The 16,460-nt window shown below is 42.9% G+C and carries 13 protein-coding genes; 3 read left to right on the top strand and 10 right to left on the bottom strand.

Annotation, left to right across the window (positions count from 1 at the left end):
* Positions 1-100 precede the first annotated feature (100 nt).
* The 3 genes from VQ643_RS06855 to VQ643_RS06845 form a co-directional block, all read right to left on the bottom strand.
* Positions 101-2,218 (bottom strand): autotransporter domain-containing protein, encoded by a 2,118-nt coding sequence (locus VQ643_RS06855; RefSeq protein ID WP_414198700.1) that lies wholly within the window; start codon positions 2,216-2,218, stop codon positions 101-103.
* Between the two features lie 321 nt (positions 2,219-2,539).
* Complete coding sequence (locus VQ643_RS06850) at positions 2,540-4,189, bottom strand: cation acetate symporter (protein WP_414198699.1); 1,650 nt, start codon at positions 4,187-4,189, stop codon at positions 2,540-2,542.
* 4 nt (positions 4,190-4,193) lie between these two features.
* Positions 4,194-4,508, bottom strand: coding sequence for a DUF485 domain-containing protein (locus VQ643_RS06845; RefSeq protein ID WP_414198697.1), 315 nt, complete (start codon positions 4,506-4,508; stop codon positions 4,194-4,196).
* A gap of 186 nt (positions 4,509-4,694) precedes the next feature.
* Between VQ643_RS06845 and VQ643_RS06840 the strand changes: the two genes are divergently transcribed.
* Together VQ643_RS06840 and VQ643_RS06835 are read left to right on the top strand one after the other, a co-directional pair.
* Entirely contained in the window at positions 4,695-5,621 is a 927-nt protein-coding gene (locus VQ643_RS06840) for a LysR family transcriptional regulator (RefSeq protein ID WP_414198696.1), read from the top strand.
* Positions 5,622-5,722: 101 nt separating this feature from the next.
* Entirely contained in the window at positions 5,723-6,226 is a 504-nt protein-coding gene (locus VQ643_RS06835; protein ID WP_414198694.1) for a hypothetical protein, read from the top strand.
* Between the two features lie 595 nt (positions 6,227-6,821).
* Here the strand turns inward: VQ643_RS06835 and VQ643_RS06830 are convergent.
* The 7 genes from VQ643_RS06830 to peaA form a co-directional block, all read right to left on the bottom strand.
* The gene (locus tag VQ643_RS06830; RefSeq protein WP_414198693.1) at positions 6,822-7,091 is read right to left on the bottom strand and encodes a hypothetical protein; all 270 of its coding nucleotides are present in this window, start codon (positions 7,089-7,091) and stop codon (positions 6,822-6,824) included.
* Between the two features lie 60 nt (positions 7,092-7,151).
* The gene (locus VQ643_RS06825) at positions 7,152-8,447 is read right to left on the bottom strand and encodes an NAD(P)/FAD-dependent oxidoreductase (protein ID WP_414198692.1); all 1,296 of its coding nucleotides are present in this window, start codon (positions 8,445-8,447) and stop codon (positions 7,152-7,154) included.
* Positions 8,448-8,481: 34 nt separating this feature from the next.
* Complete coding sequence (locus VQ643_RS06820; RefSeq protein ID WP_414198690.1) at positions 8,482-9,804, bottom strand: hypothetical protein; 1,323 nt, start codon at positions 9,802-9,804, stop codon at positions 8,482-8,484.
* A gap of 76 nt (positions 9,805-9,880) precedes the next feature.
* Positions 9,881-11,002, bottom strand: coding sequence for a quinohemoprotein amine dehydrogenase subunit beta (peaD, locus tag VQ643_RS06815; RefSeq protein WP_414198689.1), 1,122 nt, complete (start codon positions 11,000-11,002; stop codon positions 9,881-9,883).
* Between the two features lie 21 nt (positions 11,003-11,023).
* Positions 11,024-11,347, bottom strand: coding sequence for a quinohemoprotein amine dehydrogenase subunit gamma (gene qhpC / locus VQ643_RS06810; protein WP_414198687.1), 324 nt, complete (start codon positions 11,345-11,347; stop codon positions 11,024-11,026).
* 2 nt (positions 11,348-11,349) lie between these two features.
* The gene (gene peaB, locus VQ643_RS06805) at positions 11,350-12,783 is read right to left on the bottom strand and encodes a quinohemoprotein amine dehydrogenase maturation protein (protein WP_414198685.1); all 1,434 of its coding nucleotides are present in this window, start codon (positions 12,781-12,783) and stop codon (positions 11,350-11,352) included.
* A gap of 33 nt (positions 12,784-12,816) precedes the next feature.
* Complete coding sequence (peaA, locus tag VQ643_RS06800) at positions 12,817-14,400, bottom strand: quinohemoprotein amine dehydrogenase subunit alpha (RefSeq protein ID WP_414198683.1); 1,584 nt, start codon at positions 14,398-14,400, stop codon at positions 12,817-12,819.
* A 464-nt stretch (positions 14,401-14,864) separates the two neighbouring features.
* On the opposite strand from peaA, the gene VQ643_RS06795 reads away from it, so the two are divergent.
* Positions 14,865-16,355, top strand: coding sequence for an aldehyde dehydrogenase family protein (locus tag VQ643_RS06795; RefSeq protein ID WP_414198681.1), 1,491 nt, complete (start codon positions 14,865-14,867; stop codon positions 16,353-16,355).
* Positions 16,356-16,460 lie beyond the last annotated feature (105 nt).

The raw sequence follows: 16,460 nt of genomic DNA, 5'->3' as shown, positions 1-16,460 counted from the left end.
TAAGTGCAGATGAATACCTAAACAGAAAAACCCCAAAAAAGTGAGGCCAACTTTTTTGGGGCAATTCAAAGGAGTGCTCTTTTACTTCAATGAAAATTATTTAAAAACGATATTGATAGCCTAAGCCTAGTGTATAGGTGCTGTTTTTATAAACCTCTTTACTCCAACCTAAGTCAAACTGAACACTACTGGCGGGTGAAACTGCAAATTGTACACCTGTATTAATATAGGGCTGGGTACCTTGCGTTTTACCTCGACTAATGAAGCCTCCACCTAAGTTATAAGGAACCTGAGCAGTGAACTCATCATGTTTTCTATGCAGCTTTATATAGGTACCGGCATCGGCATAAAGCAACATATCATGGCTTGCTTGATATTCGAACGCTGAACCCAATTTTAAACTTGTTTCATTCACTGCTACTTTAGAGTAGTTAACTGGTAGCTGTAAGCGTTGACTTTCGGCATAAGCATCGCGCTCTGTTTTGATATATCGAACGCCAATAGTTGGTAAAACAGTGACCTGCTCACTTAACTTAATGCCATAAGCAACTTCTAAATTAAGGGTCTTACCTGTAAGTTTAGTACTACCTTTACCTGTTTCAGTATTCGTTTTTTTAGCGCGATACGCAGTTAACTTTTGAGAATGGCTAGCTAAACTAAAATCAACATTAAAGCCAATTTGCTCACTGTTTTGTTGATAACGAATAAAAGCACCTAAACCTGGAAGGTCATTAGAACGCGTGCGGTAAGTTGAGCTTAATGAGTCATATAGCATAAAATCTAAACTTAACCCTGCCTGCCAATTTTGACTGAGTCTCACACTAGAATATACCCCTGAATAATCCAAAGAGTTTCCGCTCGTTTGGTTATAGTTGCTAAAGCCGCCTATACAATAATTTTGCTCTCCTAACTCACAGCGACTGTCGCTAAGGCGGCTAAGACGGGCGCGGTATAAATCAATTAAGCGATAAGTATCTTCTGCCACTTTATTAATGGAGTTATTGTGATCAATAATATCGATAGGTTTATTTTTATTCTCTAGCCAAGCGGTTGCTCGCCCGCCTGATGTGCCCACCACAACTTTTCCATCCTTACTAACTGCATTAGCTTCTGAGCTAGTCTGACCAGTCAAGTGAGCCAACTGAGTCATAGTGCCATTAGCAGACTCTGTTTTCTGCCAATAGAATGCGCTTGACTCATTAGCTGCGTTATACGAGTTACCTACAATAATCTTTCCATCATCAGACACCGCATTGGCCTTTGATTTTATATCATTGCCTAGAGTGCCAAGCGCAAGCATTCCTGTAGACACTTGCCAATGGAAAGCTATTTGCTGTCCAGCATCGTTATCCGCCCAGCCCACAATGGTTTTGCCATCCCCTGAAATAGCGCTTGCATAGGAGTTTCCTGTGTTACTTGTCAGGCTATTCGCTTGCAATGTTCCCAAATCAATAGCGGTCGCATCACCTACCGTCCATAGATAGGCACGTTCAGCCGTACTACTACGACGTGATTGACCTACAACTTTACTGCCATCGGCTGAAATTCCTGTAGCAACTTGGCTCATATGCGTAATGCTAGGATCTTTAGTGTTTAAAAAACCAACCTCACTACTAGTAGCGGTCGCCCTGTTCCAAATAAAAGCACGGGATTCCTCCTCTGGACTGTTATTCCAAAAATCAGTCCAGTAAAAACGCGTATTACCAACGACTGTATTTTTATCGGCGCTAATAGCAGTAGCTTCATCACGATAGGTATCGTGATATGCAGGGAAGATATCTGGTACACCTGGGAAAGTTGGAAATCTAAAGCCTTCTATAACAGTGATATGGTCCTTATCCCAAATATAGGCTTGTGTTTTATATTCAGGTTGAGCTGGATGATACACGCCTACACTATCAGGATCTGTCTTACGTATTGCATAACCACCAACCAAAGCGCTGCCATCCGCTGAAACGGCATTCGCCTTTGCATAAATAATCTTATCCGTGACGACACTTTGCAACGACTCTAGGTTGTAGCCTTTAGTATCTTTGACTGCCCTAAAAACTTGGTTGTCAGCACTAGTGATCGCAATATAACCTCCACTAAACCCTATTCCAGTAGCGGCTCCATAGCTGTAAATTTCATTTGGGGATAATGTGTGAGCCGCTGAGTAAGCCGTTGACATAACAGCTAAAGCACTTAAAGGAAAAACAAAATTCCATTTTTTGAACATATAAACTCCCTTAGTGCCTTAGACACTATCTACCAAAGCAATAGAATCAATTCCTAAAAACTAAAGTAAATTGATAAAATTGCGCGAATAAAGTCACAAATAAAAATAGATGCAGTTCTATTTTTTTCAACATTTATTCGTTTAAAAATCAGACCAAACAACACCCCCATATAGAAACACAATAATAATTATTGGTTATCAATCACTTACAAAAATTAAAATACTAACAATATATGAAAATTATATTATTTCTAGACATTGCAACCATAGAAATAAAAACGCCATATAATGGCGTTTTTATTTTATGCACTTTTAATAATATTAATGCGCTGACGCACCACTCGCGCCTACCCCCGTTTGTGCACGCACATACTGATCTGCGAAAGCTTCACGCTCTGCCATCGCTTCTTTAGACTTATCTGCTTTAGAAACAAAGTAGGCTAAAGCAAAGGCAATAGGCATGGAGAAAAGCGCAGGCTGCGTATAAGGGAAGATCGCCTGAGTAAAGCCAAATACATCAACCCATACTGACTTAGATAAGAGCACAAAGGTTACTGCGCTAAATAACCCAGCATAGCCACCCGCCATTGCACCGCATGTAGTTAAGTTTTTCCAGTACATAGAAAGAATTAACACAGGGAAGTTAGCAGAAGCAGCAACCCCAAACGCCATACCCGCCATAAAGGCTACGTTCATGGTTTCAAAGGCGATACCTAACAAAATAGCTACCACACCTAAGCTAATTGTAGCTAATCGGGTCATTTTCAGTTCTTCTTTTTCTGTTGCCTGCCCGCGTTTATAAACTTGTGCGTATAAATCATGGGCAATGGCTGAAGCCCCCGCTAATGCCAAACCTGCAACAACAGCCAGAATAGTTGCAAAAGCTACTGCCGATAAAAAGCCCAGCAGCATATCCCCGCCTACGGCCTTCGCCAGATGTAGAGCAACCATGTTGCCACCACCAATGATTTTTCCACCTAGGTTGCCATCTTCAAAAAACTCTGGATTTTGCCCAACAATGACAATGGCAGCTAAGCCTAGTATCGCGATAACATTGAAAAAGTAAGCAACACAAGCCGAGGCCCACAATACTGATTTACGTGCTTCCTTAGCATTACCAACAGTGAAGAAACGCATCAAAATATGAGGTAAACCTGCAGTACCAAACATCAAGCCTAAGCCAAGCGAAATAGAGGTTACAGGATCAGAAAGAAAGCTCCCTGGGTAAACTAAACGCTCTTTCAGTGAATGCACACTAATAGCTTCTGTCATGAGTTTTTCATAGTTAAAACCAAAATAGGTTAAGGATAAAACCATGACTAATGTGCCACCTGATAACAACATGCACGCCTTAATAATCTGCACCCACGTTGTAGCCACCATACCGCCAAAGGTGACATATACGATCATCAGAATGCCGACAATAAAAAGTGCCACATTATAATCAAGGCCAAATAACAGCTTAATTAACTGCCCAGCTCCGACCATTTGTGCAACCAAATAGAAACACACCACAATCAATGAGCTAATAGCCGCCATGGTACGAATTTTGCCCTGATTCAAGCGATATGAGGTGATATCAACAAAAGTGAAGCGCCCTAGGTTACGCAAACGCTCAGCCATTAAAAATAGAATGACTGGCCAACCCACAAAGAAGGCAATCATATAAAAATATGAGTCCAAGCCTGTGGTGTATAACATCGCTGTTAAGCCAAGTAAGGTGGCTGCTGACATATAGTCACCAGCAATGGCTAAGCCATTTTGCCAACCTTTAATACCACCGCCAGCAGTATAGAACTCTGAGGTTGATTTAGTTCTGCGTGCTGCCCAGTAAGTGATGCCTAGCGTCATCACTACAAAGGCAAAAAACATACTGATTGCAGGAATATTAGTTCCACCCTGTGCAGCACTAGCCAATGAGCTAAAACTTGCCAATACGACAGCTGCACTTAATTTAATTATTATTTTCATGTGCTTATTTTCCTTGTTCTGCTTCTGAGATGATTTCCTCGTTTAAACGATCAAACTCACCATTGGCGCGATACACATACCACCAAATCAGCAACCAAAAGAAAATAAACTGAAACAAGCCTGCTGCAATACCTATAGTGATATAACTTGAGCCAAGGCGTTTACCGATCAGCTCGGGGTCAAAAGCGACCAGCAAAACAAAACCGTAAAAAATAGCGCAAACAATAATGCTTAAGACAACCGCAAATCGTGTACGTGTTTTTACCAGTTGATGGAACTTAGGATTTTTTCTAATCCTTGCATAGATTTCATGTGCCATAGTGCTTCCTTTTCCGTTTTTGTACGTGTTTATTGTTGTAGTAAAGAAGTACGTAACTGCTCAGACTGCCTACCATTGCATTCCATGCTGTCCTATTTGGGTAGATGAGCGGCTGTTGTTTTTGTTGTCAACTTGAGTATAGATATGCACTCTTGCTACAAAAACAGACAAAAAAGCAGGTTCATTATGCAAAAAACTAGCAACCTCCTGAGTAAATTAAATTGGAATGACCTAAAATTCTTTTTAGAAGTTTCACGCACTCGTACTGCAAGCCAAGCAGCACGCCGTCTTGAGGTAGACTACACGACAGTTTCACGGAAAATTAACGCTCTTGAAAAAAGCTTAAATACATTACTTTTTGAAAAATCACGGCAGGCTGGCTTTATCCTAACGTCTGAGGGACAAGCTTTGCTACAACACGCTGAATCCATCGAAAGTCTGATGCTTTCCGCATTTGAAGAAGTATCAGGCACTGCCAGCTCTTTAACAGGCAAAGTTCGTATTGGTTGCACAGAAGGCTTAGGCGCTTTTTTTCTTATGCCCCAATTAGCAGCATTCCAAAAAGAATACCCAATGATTTATTTAGACGTGCTGGCTGTTCCACACTTTGTCAGTTTATCTAAGCGTGAAGCCGATATCGCCATCACCCTTGAACGCCCAGCACGGGGGCCTTATGTTAGTAGCAAACTCTGTGATTACCGTTTACGTTTATATGCAAGTAAAAGCTATTTAGCTAACAATTTACCCATTAATAGCATCAATGATCTAGCAAAACACCAATTCATTAACTATGTTGAAGACCTTACGTTTAGTAATGAATTATCCTATTTGCAAAAATACATTGCCCACCCACAAACACCTTTAACTTGCACAGGAGTTATTGGGCAATATTACGCCGCCTTACAAGGGCAACATCTTGCAATTTTGCCATGTTTTATTGCGGAGCAAGACACCAACCTTGTGCCCCTATTAACTGATCAGATTGTAGTCAATAATAGTTTTTGGATTTCGTGCCGTGAGGAAGTACGCCAACTAAAACGTATTCGTGTATTATGGGAGTACTTAAAAGAAATAACTTTAGCCCATCAAAATCTATTTTTAGGCACTAAATAGCATCCGTATTAAAACTATTGCTGCTATTTAGATAGTTTTACACTGTTCCCAGCTTACTAAGGCAGGCTATTTTCATCCACCTAAATACGAGTAATCAATGAATGAACAGCAAACGTGAAGACCTTATAAACCGCCTCAAGCAAGCTGGGGCGAAAAACCCAAAAAGCTGGGCAAGCAGCGAAATTAGCGAAAACATTGCGCAATTTGGGCGCTTTCTTATGTTAAAAAACCTTACCCAGTTACATAACGATATTCAAGGCAACCTCAGTTATGCCGGTGATATTGGCTGTAGTGTAGCGCCTGAATACCAAGCCCTTTGTGAAAAGCTAGCTAATGGCACGCAAAAACCTGAATCAGTTGTGGTTTATGAAAAACTATGCGAGCTTCTCGGAGAGCAAAACATTGCTTATTTCTTACATGATTATGGTAAAGGCTTAATTGGCCAGGTTATTGATTTGCTTGATGAAGGCAACTACAACCTAGAACAAGATAAAGTAGGCTGGCTACTAGTAGAAACAGATGAGCATGGAATGACAACAGATCGCCCCATCCAAGGTTTACATGAAGACTTTTTAGAGTTTGAGGAAAACGAACTTATTACTTAATGAAGCAATAAAAAAAGTTAAAAATATAATTAAAGTATAATTTAATGAGCTATTAAATTATAAAAAACGCCTATAAAAATACCTAAAAAGAAATAGAAAAACCAAATAAAAAATAATTTCTATCTAATTTATAACTAATAATAACCGATAAAAAAGAGCCTACATATCCACTTGGTAGTGATGTCAAATAAAGCAAAACTGCTAATCCATTATTTCCTTTCGAGTCCAAAGACAAATACCAACAGTAATACCCTAAGAAAAAATTAAAAATGCAGCTAACGATCCATAAATAGTTCTACTATATGCTTTACAGCACCATAAAATTATAGGAACTATGACTAAGCTACCTAAGCCTAAACACTCCCATGCGTTACAGTACAAAGGAGCTGGCTAAAATTGGCAGCTACACTTTGAAATAATAAGGTAACGTTAGGTATTAAAGATAAAATTACCAAGCCTTTAACTATGTCCCTTAAACTCCTCAACTGTCAAAATACTCTATGCTTAATGTTGGTAAGACTTCAGTGGCTCAGACTATTACTACTAAGTATTTTATACATAAAAACCCTACTCAATAGATAGGGTTTAACTCTATTTATTCTTTACAATGATAAGGACTTTCGCTTCTTACTTCCTTTCCTGTATCAGTATCGTACATACGTACTATGGCTTTTTCACCACGTAAAGACTCGCAAACTGCATTACGGACGGTGTAAATTCCTGTGCCGTGTGCTTTCATTTGAGATTGCGGCAGTAACCTATTTCCTTGTTGATCATAGGCGATCACTTCATAACTGCCTGATAACGTCATGCAGCCTGTTGCAAGCACAGTGGCTGCGGCTAAAATGCTTAATGTCTTATACATAGATTCGTCCACACTATTTAGGTTGATATACAGTCGCTGACAGAGTAGCGCCAAATAAGGCTAAGCTTGGTTAATCACTGTATTAAACCAATGTTGCAAAATCTTTTGTTGTTGTGGCTCATAATTTCGTAATGCCTGTGCTAGTCCTTGCCGTTTTATTTGTTGTACAAAGCCAGCCAGTTCGATGCCTTCAAGATGCCAAATACCTAATGGCTGATCTGGAGTTATAACTACCTCTTTTGCCACAATTAAATTACTCTGCAAGACAGGACGCGTGGCTATTTGCAACTGTTCTAGGCGGGTAACTAGGTGCATAGGTTGGTTGTCTGGCCAAGTGCTGCGCTTTTGCCAAAATGGGTTGCTTTGCCATTGTTGTTCTTGCGCGTAAAAATCGCGGCCTAAGCGGGCAAAGCGCATAAATAGGTTTTCAATGCGGCTTTGATGAAAGCTTTGGGCGAGTTTTTTATGTTCTGGTTTGCTAAGTAATGTGTGAATCACGGCAGGCGCTTGTAAAGCAGAAGATAAAGACTGAAAAGCGCCATTGCCTGATAAAGGATCAACCGCCATGGCGGCATCACCAATCCGAATCCAGTTATCGCCAACGGCTATTTGGCTTAATGTTGAGGTGCTGCTACGTGCGTGTAGATCGATACCTTGACGTGGGCTTTGAGCAAAGAATTGCTGGCTTAAGATGCAGGCTTTACGGCGTTGGTTGCAGTAATCCAAGAGTTGATCTTTGTTGGGTAGATTGGCGCTGGCAACATCTAAGGTAATTTGCCAATAACAACGCCCATCGGGCAATTGTGCCATCCAGCTCCAGCCATCTGGCAAGCTGGTCACTGCGGTTTTAGCTTCACCTTGAGTCGCTTGCCAACGGTTAAGCAAACTGATGGTTTCTGGCCCTCTTAAACCTTTACCTGAAGCAGGCGCTTGCCGACCACGCGCTTCCACTAAAAAGTCGGCATGTAGTGCTTGCCCGTCTTTTAATTGCACGCTAAAACCGGCGCTAACGGCTTGCACTTGTACGGCGCTTTTTTCAATAACAGGAATACCAGCTTGTTTTAATTGAGCAATAATAGCTTGATCAAAAACAGGGCGATCAAGCAAGAATTCATGGTTCTGTGCACTTTCTTGCCCATTCCAAATAACATGGCGAGCACAGGATTGATTAACTGTAGCAAGGGCTAAATCTAGCCCTGCTTGCTGAAAAGCATGCAGCACGCGCTGAGAAACCCCTTCTAGCGCAGCAAAACTGCGTTTACTGGATACCACAGTAACAAGGTAGCCCAACTTGTGTAACCCCAAGGCGCAGACAGCTCCCGCAGGACCTGCACCTAAAACCACAATGTGCTGCATGACGTTTTCCTTTATAGAATACTTACACCATCCTTTAAAATTGCGTCATAAAAAGCAATTGGCTATATAGGTTAGTCTGATTATTCTTTAGTTGAGCGCCGCCGTGATTCACATCTTTTTTCGGCTTGTACCAACCCACCACAGGAATAATTGACAGATGCTCGTTCACATCCCATTGTGCATACAAATCAATCTCGTTTCCTGATAAATCACCTAGCTTTTTCTGCAAAGTTGAGAAGTTAAATGCTAAGGCCCCGATAGTCACCGCCTCGTGCGGTTGCGCTGTAAAACCTAAATGATGGACCTGTGTATTGCTGTTAAATGGCCCCGCATAATTGGCCGCCACTTCGCCTTGGAACCAACTACCAAAACCTGTGCTTAATCCAAAAAATAATGGATCAAACTCCTTAGAGAAGCGGCTATAGCGATAGGTTGTTTTAGGCTGCCATGCTACCTCGTTAAATTGCCAGCTAGCTTGAGCAAACCATGCATTTTCTTTATCGCCATGACGTTTTTTTTGCCATGCATATTCGCCTGCAAGATCTAAACCTTCTATACCTAAACTGGTATTGCCACGCAAGCTGTAAACCTTCATGCCTTTGCGTTCTAGCTGGTTATCATCGGCGTAGTTTTTATCAACATCCTGCCCTTTTATGTAAGTTAACCCTAGGGTGGAGGTTTCCCCTACATGTTCAAGATTTGCGACATAGAGTGCGGTTTTTGCTTGCGCACGGTTATCTGACTTTAAATACATTAAATCACCACGCCAACCGCTTGCACCACCTAAACGCAAAATAGCGGTGCGTGCAAAGTTATTGCGCGCAGCAAGGTAATAAGCACCGCCACGATTTAAATCCCCTGCAGCAACGCCCTCTCCCATATTGACCGGATCACCATAAATTAAAAAACCGCTACCGACAGCAGCAAACTGGCGTCCAAACGAAATATCAACCCCATCCTCACCTAGCATGGGTGCCAAGTTGCCCGATTTCCAGCGCAACCATGCATCTTCCACATGGGTTCTTCGCTCTTTACCATTGGTTAAACCCGCAGCATCACCGTCACCCCAAGTACCTGAGCTAACCCAAGCTAGACCAGCACTTAGTTCAGATTCATCTACTAGTTTATGGCCTGCTGAAAAACCATATTTGATATAGCCTTCACGCCAGCTACTTGAACCTGCTTTTTGCTCTGGATTAATAGCAGCATAATTTTTCTGGCTATGAAACAGACCAAAAGCAGCGGAAATATCAACATTGAGGTAGCTTTCGTCATCTTTATACAGCTCATAAGCACCTGCATTGGCTACAGCTAGCAGCGAAATTAAGGCGCAAGAAAGCATTGAGCGCTTGTGCATAAACACTCCTAATCGTTATTTTTGTTGTTTAGGAAAGAACCCGTGAGCCTGCACGGCAGAACTCACGGTAAGGGGATTAGCGGATAAAGGTTTGTGCTGTGGTAATAGCCATATCGCCACCTGGAAGCTTAATACTGCCGATTTTTTTCAAACTTTGCGGGTCATGAATACTAATGTCATTCAGGGTCCCCACAAGGTACATTTTGTCGGCTTTATCATTAAAGGTTATGCAGTAGTAGGTATGGTCTAATTCCTGCGCTTGTAACAGTTTTTCACCTTTAATGTCGTATTTGGTTAGGCGATTTAACACAGCAAACATGGTATTGCTGTCTTTTGGATCGCGATAACCTGTGAAATAAATTTCCTCAACAGGCGCAAAATCGATAGTTTCAGTTTTGCCTGTGGCTAAATTCACATTGTAAAAACCATACTTAAAGTCTGCGGTTTCCATATCTTGCTTGGCATCTTTGAATTTAGGTGCTGTATACAAAATACTAAAATCACGATTTTTTTGCTGATGCGGCCAGAAGTAGAGTACGTCAGGCGCACCATAGTTTTCACGTTTCCAGTTACGTACAGGAATGGCAACCTCATACTTTCCAGTATGAACATCTACTTTGTAGATATCCGCGCCTGCAATGTAAATTGAACCATCATCCGCTGCTTGCATAATGTACATTTGGCGTGGCATTGGGAATTTACGAATAGGCTTAGCGTCCGTCCCTCCATTGGCGTCATATACAAATAAACGCGGCTGCTTAACTTCATAATGCTCACTGAATTTAAGCACAGGGTTGTTTACTACATAGACTTCTTTGCCATCCGCACTCACCGTAAATGAGAACATAGAGCGTGCTTCTTCATTACGCTGCTGCGAGAATTTAGCGCGAAATTCTATTTCACAGTTGTCGACATTAAAACCAAAGACTTCACTAAACCCATTACCTAGCACATAGGCACGGTTTTTATCTGGGCTCATTACTACTGTTCCTGGGCCAAACTTACCCGGAATTTTGCAGGTTTTAACAAGTTTATCCTTGGTTACATCAATAATATGTAGGTTGTCTGGATAGTTAGCCACAGCTAAATACTCAGTGCCTTTGCTTAATGGCTTGCTTTCATTTAATGCATAAGCGCCTGCACTGGCTAAATACAGCGCTGCAAAGCTTGCGCCTAACCACATTTTCTTATTGTTCATAGTTATTCCTCATGCCAAGCGTTACACGTCTTCAGGGAAAATCGTTTGCAGGTTGCGCCAGTCAGTGGCGGAGTCAGCTGCATCTTTATTCCAGTTAGGGTGCGTGCTCATAATGTCTGGCAGCTGTGCTGGCCACCAGCATGGGTCAGCACAGCCATAAAGATCGGCTTCCATCGGCTGGCATAACGAGCTAATACCACCAAAAGCATCAACCTCCCAACCTGGGTCGACAGTAGCTGTACAGCCTGCTACAACACTCATGGCCAAAATTTCGTCTTGACGATCTTCAGCCACCGCTTGGGTTAGATGCTGTGCTTTATTATTAATTGGCTTTAGATGTTTCATAATTAATGCCCCTTGCGCGGTGTGATATGCGTGGTAATGAAATCTGGGTTATGCGCCATAATTCGGCTATAAACTTCGATACCAAAATCCACCCAGTCGCGCATTAGTTCGCAATAGTGATAGGTTGGGTGCGTTGGGTCGCCAAAGCGAGCATAGCTTTCGTGGTAACAACCGCCTGAGCAAAGATTGCGGATACGACAGGTTTGACAGCCCGTATTCGTACGGTCTAAACGCACCGACAAAAAGTCATTTAGCTCGGCTTGTTTGACACCTTGTTCATGCACGTTACCAAATGTTGGCAAGCTTGAGCCTGTAAAGCGATGGCAAAGATTTAATTCGCCTTTATGATCAACCGCCAGCATTTTTAAGCCTGCGCCACAAGGTAATAATTTCTTATGGCCTTCGTGAATATCCGTAATCATTTGGTGCAAGTTAGAGAAGCCTGTATTTTCGTTGCGTAGTGCGGCTTCAAGATAACGACGCCCCAAGGCTTTCATGTTGTCAAACACTTGAGCCACTTCTTCAGCGCTAAGGTTAAAACTGCTGATATCACCTGTTGTCACAGGTGCAAAACCTACTTCAGCAAAACCTACTTCGTTAAATAAGTGATTCCAAATGGTTTCAACATCGGTAATGCCTTTGGTTAAGGTAACCCGAGCACCTACAGGTCGGCTGGTATAACGCGAGAGCAACATATCGACTTTGCGTCGAACCACATCATAAGTACCTTGCCCACCGACAGTAATACGGTTACGGTCATGCACTGTTTTAGGTCCATCAATACTGATTGATAAGCCAAAACGATGAGCATTTAAGTAATCCACTATTTCTTCAGTCAGCAAGGTGGCATTAGTGGTCATCACAAAATCAACCCCTTTACCTAAAGCACCAAGTCGGCGCTCGCAGTAATCCACCATATGTTCAATTAATGGGCGATTGCTCAATGGCTCACCACCAAAAAAAACAACGGTGTAGCGTGGTTCATCCGGAGATTCTTTTAACAGCATTTCAACCGAAGCTTCTGCTGTTTCATAACTCATCTTTTTGCCTTCAGAAGGCTTATCTAAGTCTTCTTTGTAGCAATAAGTACAGCTTAGGTTACAGCCTGTGTTAACGTTTAACACTACGGTATTTAATGCTGTTTTCTCGACTCGCTTATTACGAATTTCAGGGGTTAATGGTCGCCCATCGCTAACCACTTCTAAGGCGATTAGCTCTTGCAGTGTTTGCTGCACATCATCCTGCGAAAAACGCCCAGCTAAACGTGCTTGCAACTCTTGCTCAGAGCAGCTACCCGCGCGCAAGCCTGCTATCACACTCGTGGTTAGTTCATCGCTAGCGAACAACGAACTACTTGGAATATGAAACAGCATGCGTGCGGCATCTACCTGCACCTCGTGCACGTTATGCTCTACTAAGTTCAACTTCGCACCCATGATTGCACCCTCTTTAATTATTGTTATAAACGTTTAAGGAATCGGTGGAAGATTCCAACGCTGTACTGTGACAACCATATGGCTTTGTGCTTCATGGGTTTTGCCATCTTGCTCAACCTTAGCAATTACCTTTAGGTTACCCACGTTGCTGGCCATCATTTTACGTTCTGGGTTAGGGCCTGCTCCATTGGGTGTGAATACACCTGTGGCAGCGTCCATAGTACCTGCAAAGCGTAGATCCTGATCGCGCACGGCCTTTTCATCCCAGGCATCTACTGACCAGGTAGCTGGCATCACACCAATACGATAAGGTTTACCTTTGGCATTGACGGCCCAAGCTTCAGCATCAAAACGCCCTTCTACTTTTTCTACCGCACCGCCGTTGCCACCTACACGTGCAATAGAATATTCGGGTACTACTTTAATGCTTTCAACGCTGTTATAGACCGCAAGGCTAGCGCCTTTGGCTTTACCAACTGCGACTTCATTGATACCTAGCTCGGCTGTTGCTGCCACCTTCACGCGCACCTGCATTTGCGTATCACTGGCAGACTCGACTTTGACCACTTCGATACCTTTAGCAAAGCTAGGCGTACCAGAAAGTCCTGATCCGACTAAGGTGATTACGGCTTCGCTACCGGCTTTTACATAAGCTGGTTGCACTGCAAGAATGCGTTGCTGGCCTTGTTGTGCGCCAACAAAGTCTAGCCCACGCTCATCGCGCTGACGCTCAAACATGCGCCCTTTCATTTCGCCATTAACGGCCGATAGCACTTGACGCATGACTACACCGTCAATAGTAATGTTGGCGCGCCACTCATAACCGTTATAAACAATAGCTGTGCCTTCCCCATTAAACGGCTTGCCATCAGCGTATTGTCCCGTTACTTGCACCTTAAATTCGTCATTCGTGGTTGGCTCAACACTCATAGTGCCGCGCACTTCACCTTTACCTGTGTAGTGTCCGCTAAAGCTCCAAGTACCTTTTAGGCTGTCAGAAGCTGGTTTGTCTTTTTTCCATTTGTCCCAGTCCACAGACTCAAAAGGAAAGCGCTTGGCGATTTCTGGAGCCGTTTGCTTTGTTGCAATATCAAACCAATCACGATCGCGTGATAGTGCTTGATATTCCAAAGAAGGCCATTGTCCTAAGTGGAAATTGATAAGCTTTTCCCATTCACCCGCTGGGCGGCGTTGCAACGCAAAACGTGCACCTGAGTGGCAGCGAGCACACATTTCGCCTAAAGGTTCTTCACGAAAGCTTTCTTGAGTATTTAAACGACGCTCTAACGCATAGCGCACACCTTCGGTTTCTTTAGGTGCTAAGCCTTGCGTATCAGCCAAGTACTTAACCACACTGCGCCGTTCAGCATTGCTAATCTCTAAGCCATGGGCTTGCTGCATACGTACTACCGTCATCAGCCAGCCTTCGGGGGTTTTACGTTGAAAACTAATGCGACTTAGTTTTTCGTCATCTTGTTTTTGGTGGCACACCGCGCAGGTTTCTTGCACAATTTGCGGCCCTGGACGTACATCTTCCGCCATCACAGGCGTTGAAAATCCTACTACTGCTAAGGACAGCAGACTAGGCATCAGGCATTGCCGTAGTTTTGTCTTCATCAAGACCTCCACATTATTCTTATTGTTACAACTAGGGATCAGCAACGCAGCATGCGAGCGATATATCCTCTTTCAACTACTAAGCTATTTTTATGCCAACATTAAAAATAACTATATATTTCAATTAGTTACAAACAACTACCTAGCCTTTTTTAGGTTTCATAAAATGATTTATAGAATTTTCATAGACATATTGTCGCAAGCTGAAACACCTTTTTCTTATTGCTAAACAGATTGCTCAGCAAGATGACATAGCCAAGACCACTACTCACTTCGACTTATCGCTAAAGCACTGCTTTAGTACAAGTGTTTCACATTGCGACAGGCTGTTCGCAATGAAAAACAGTCCTTACTGAAGGTGAATCTAAGCTACTGGTTAATAAGCCTTAAAAATAAAGGCGCTAAGCAACTTGGCACAGGCTTTGCTTTGTACAACGCACACAGTCACAACAAGAGATAAAACTATGTCTGTAGCAAGCCCTCTTTCAAAAACCTTAGATTTTTTAAAACGCCAAGTCCCTTTATTTATTAACAATGAATTTGTGCAAGCCGACAGCGGTAAAGTACTAGAGCTAAAGAACCCTGCCACAGGCGAACCTATTGCTAGTGTTGCACATGGCGGTATTAGTGATATGGAAAAAGCAGTGGCCGCTGCGCGCCAAGCATTTGACGATTCACCTTGGTCACGTATGCGACCACGTGAGCGCCAAAATTTATTATGGAAGCTGGCGGATTTAATGGAGCGCGATGGGCAAGTGCTAGCCGAACTAGAATGCCTAAACAATGGTAAAAGTGCCGCAGTTGCTCGCGCTATGGACGTGCAGCTATGTATCGACTTTTTGCGTTATATGGCTGGCTGGGCGACTAAGTTAGGTGGTACCACTGTGGAGCCGTCCATTCCTTTAATTCCTGATGCACACTTTCATGGCTTTACACGTCGTGAGCCTATTGGTGTGGTTGGTGCTATTGTCGCTTGGAATTTCCCCCTTTTATTAGCCTGCTGGAAAATTGCACCTGCCCTTGCTACAGGCTGCACCATTGTTATTAAACCCGCAGATGAAACACCACTGAGCGTGCTAAAACTGGCTGAGCTAGTCAAAGAAGCGGGTTATCCGGCTGGTGTCGTTAACGTTATTACTGGCCCTGGCTCAGTTGTTGGTTCAGCGTTAACAAGCCATCCACAGGTGAATAAGCTCACTTTTACTGGCTCAACACAAGTAGGACAAACCATTGGCAAAGTAGCCATGGATAATATGACCCGTGTGACCTTAGAGCTAGGTGGAAAGTCACCCGTTTTAATCTTAGAAGATGCCAATTTAGAAGAAGCCATTGCTGGAGCTGCACAAGCTATTTTCTTTAATCATGGGCAAGTATGTAGTGCCGGCTCACGCTTATATGTGCATCGGAAACACTATGAGACTGTGATTAAAGGCATTGCTGATATTGCCAATGGCATGAAGTTAGGCAATGCCATGGACCCAAGCGTCGACATGGGTCCTTTAGTGTCTAAAAAACAGCAAAATAATGTGCAAGCCTATATTGATCAGGGCAAAGCCGAAGGAGCTCGTATTCTATGCGGCGGTGAGTCCTTTGGTCCTGGCTATTTTGTACGCCCTACGGTTATTGCTGATGTCAAACAAGACAGCAAATTAGTGCAGGAAGAAATTTTTGGGCCTGTATTGGTTTGCCAACCTTTTGACAGCTTAGAAGAAGCTGTAAAACTAGCCAATGATAATATCTACGGCCTAGGCGCGAGTATCTGGTCAAATGATTTAGCCGCTGTGCATCGCTTAATTCCGCAAATTAAATCAGGCTCAGTGTGGGTCAACTGCCATAGTGCTTTAGATCCTGTATTGCCTTTTGGCGGTTACAAGCTTTCTGGTTTGGGGCGCGAGATGGGCGAGGAAGTTATTGCCGCCTACACTGAGCATAAATCTGTACTTATCAAAGTTTAAAGTTGTCACCCTTTTGAGCCCTTCGGGGCTCTTTTTTCTAGCATAAAGCCTTAGGGTATTTTCAGTTAGAAATCTAATAGAACAAATAAAACATAAGGTAAAATC

Origin of the sequence: Pseudomonas sp. F1_0610 (assembly GCF_047470865.1) — a bacterium.
GTDB lineage: Bacteria > Pseudomonadota > Gammaproteobacteria > Pseudomonadales > Pseudomonadaceae > JAZDRH01.
The sequence above is the reverse complement of the archived record's forward strand: the minus strand, read 5'-3'. Positions and strand labels throughout refer to the sequence as shown.

Bases quoted from the DNA above. Each gene is read 5' to 3' on its own strand.
- VQ643_RS06855 (WP_414198700.1), bottom strand. From the start codon at position 2,218: ATGTTCAAAAAATGGAATTTTGTTTTTCCTTTAAGTGCTTTAGCTGTT.
- VQ643_RS06820 (WP_414198690.1), bottom strand. From the start codon at position 9,804: ATGCACAAGCGCTCAATGCTTTCTTGCGCCTTAATTTCGCTGCTAGCT.
- peaB (WP_414198685.1), bottom strand. From the start codon at position 12,783: ATGGGTGCGAAGTTGAACTTAGTAGAGCATAACGTGCACGAGGTGCAG.
- VQ643_RS06830 (WP_414198693.1), bottom strand. From the start codon at position 7,091: ATGTATAAGACATTAAGCATTTTAGCCGCAGCCACTGTGCTTGCAACA.
- VQ643_RS06845 (WP_414198697.1), bottom strand. From the start codon at position 4,508: ATGGCACATGAAATCTATGCAAGGATTAGAAAAAATCCTAAGTTCCAT.
- peaD (WP_414198689.1), bottom strand. From the start codon at position 11,002: ATGAACAATAAGAAAATGTGGTTAGGCGCAAGCTTTGCAGCGCTGTAT.
- VQ643_RS06840 (WP_414198696.1), top strand. From the start codon at position 4,695: ATGCAAAAAACTAGCAACCTCCTGAGTAAATTAAATTGGAATGACCTA.
- qhpC (WP_414198687.1), bottom strand. From the start codon at position 11,347: ATGAAACATCTAAAGCCAATTAATAATAAAGCACAGCATCTAACCCAA.
- VQ643_RS06850 (WP_414198699.1), bottom strand. From the start codon at position 4,189: ATGAAAATAATAATTAAATTAAGTGCAGCTGTCGTATTGGCAAGTTTT.
- peaA (WP_414198683.1), bottom strand. From the start codon at position 14,400: ATGAAGACAAAACTACGGCAATGCCTGATGCCTAGTCTGCTGTCCTTA.
- VQ643_RS06835 (WP_414198694.1), top strand. From the start codon at position 5,723: ATGAACAGCAAACGTGAAGACCTTATAAACCGCCTCAAGCAAGCTGGG.
- VQ643_RS06825 (WP_414198692.1), bottom strand. From the start codon at position 8,447: ATGCAGCACATTGTGGTTTTAGGTGCAGGTCCTGCGGGAGCTGTCTGC.
- VQ643_RS06795 (WP_414198681.1), top strand. From the start codon at position 14,865: ATGTCTGTAGCAAGCCCTCTTTCAAAAACCTTAGATTTTTTAAAACGC.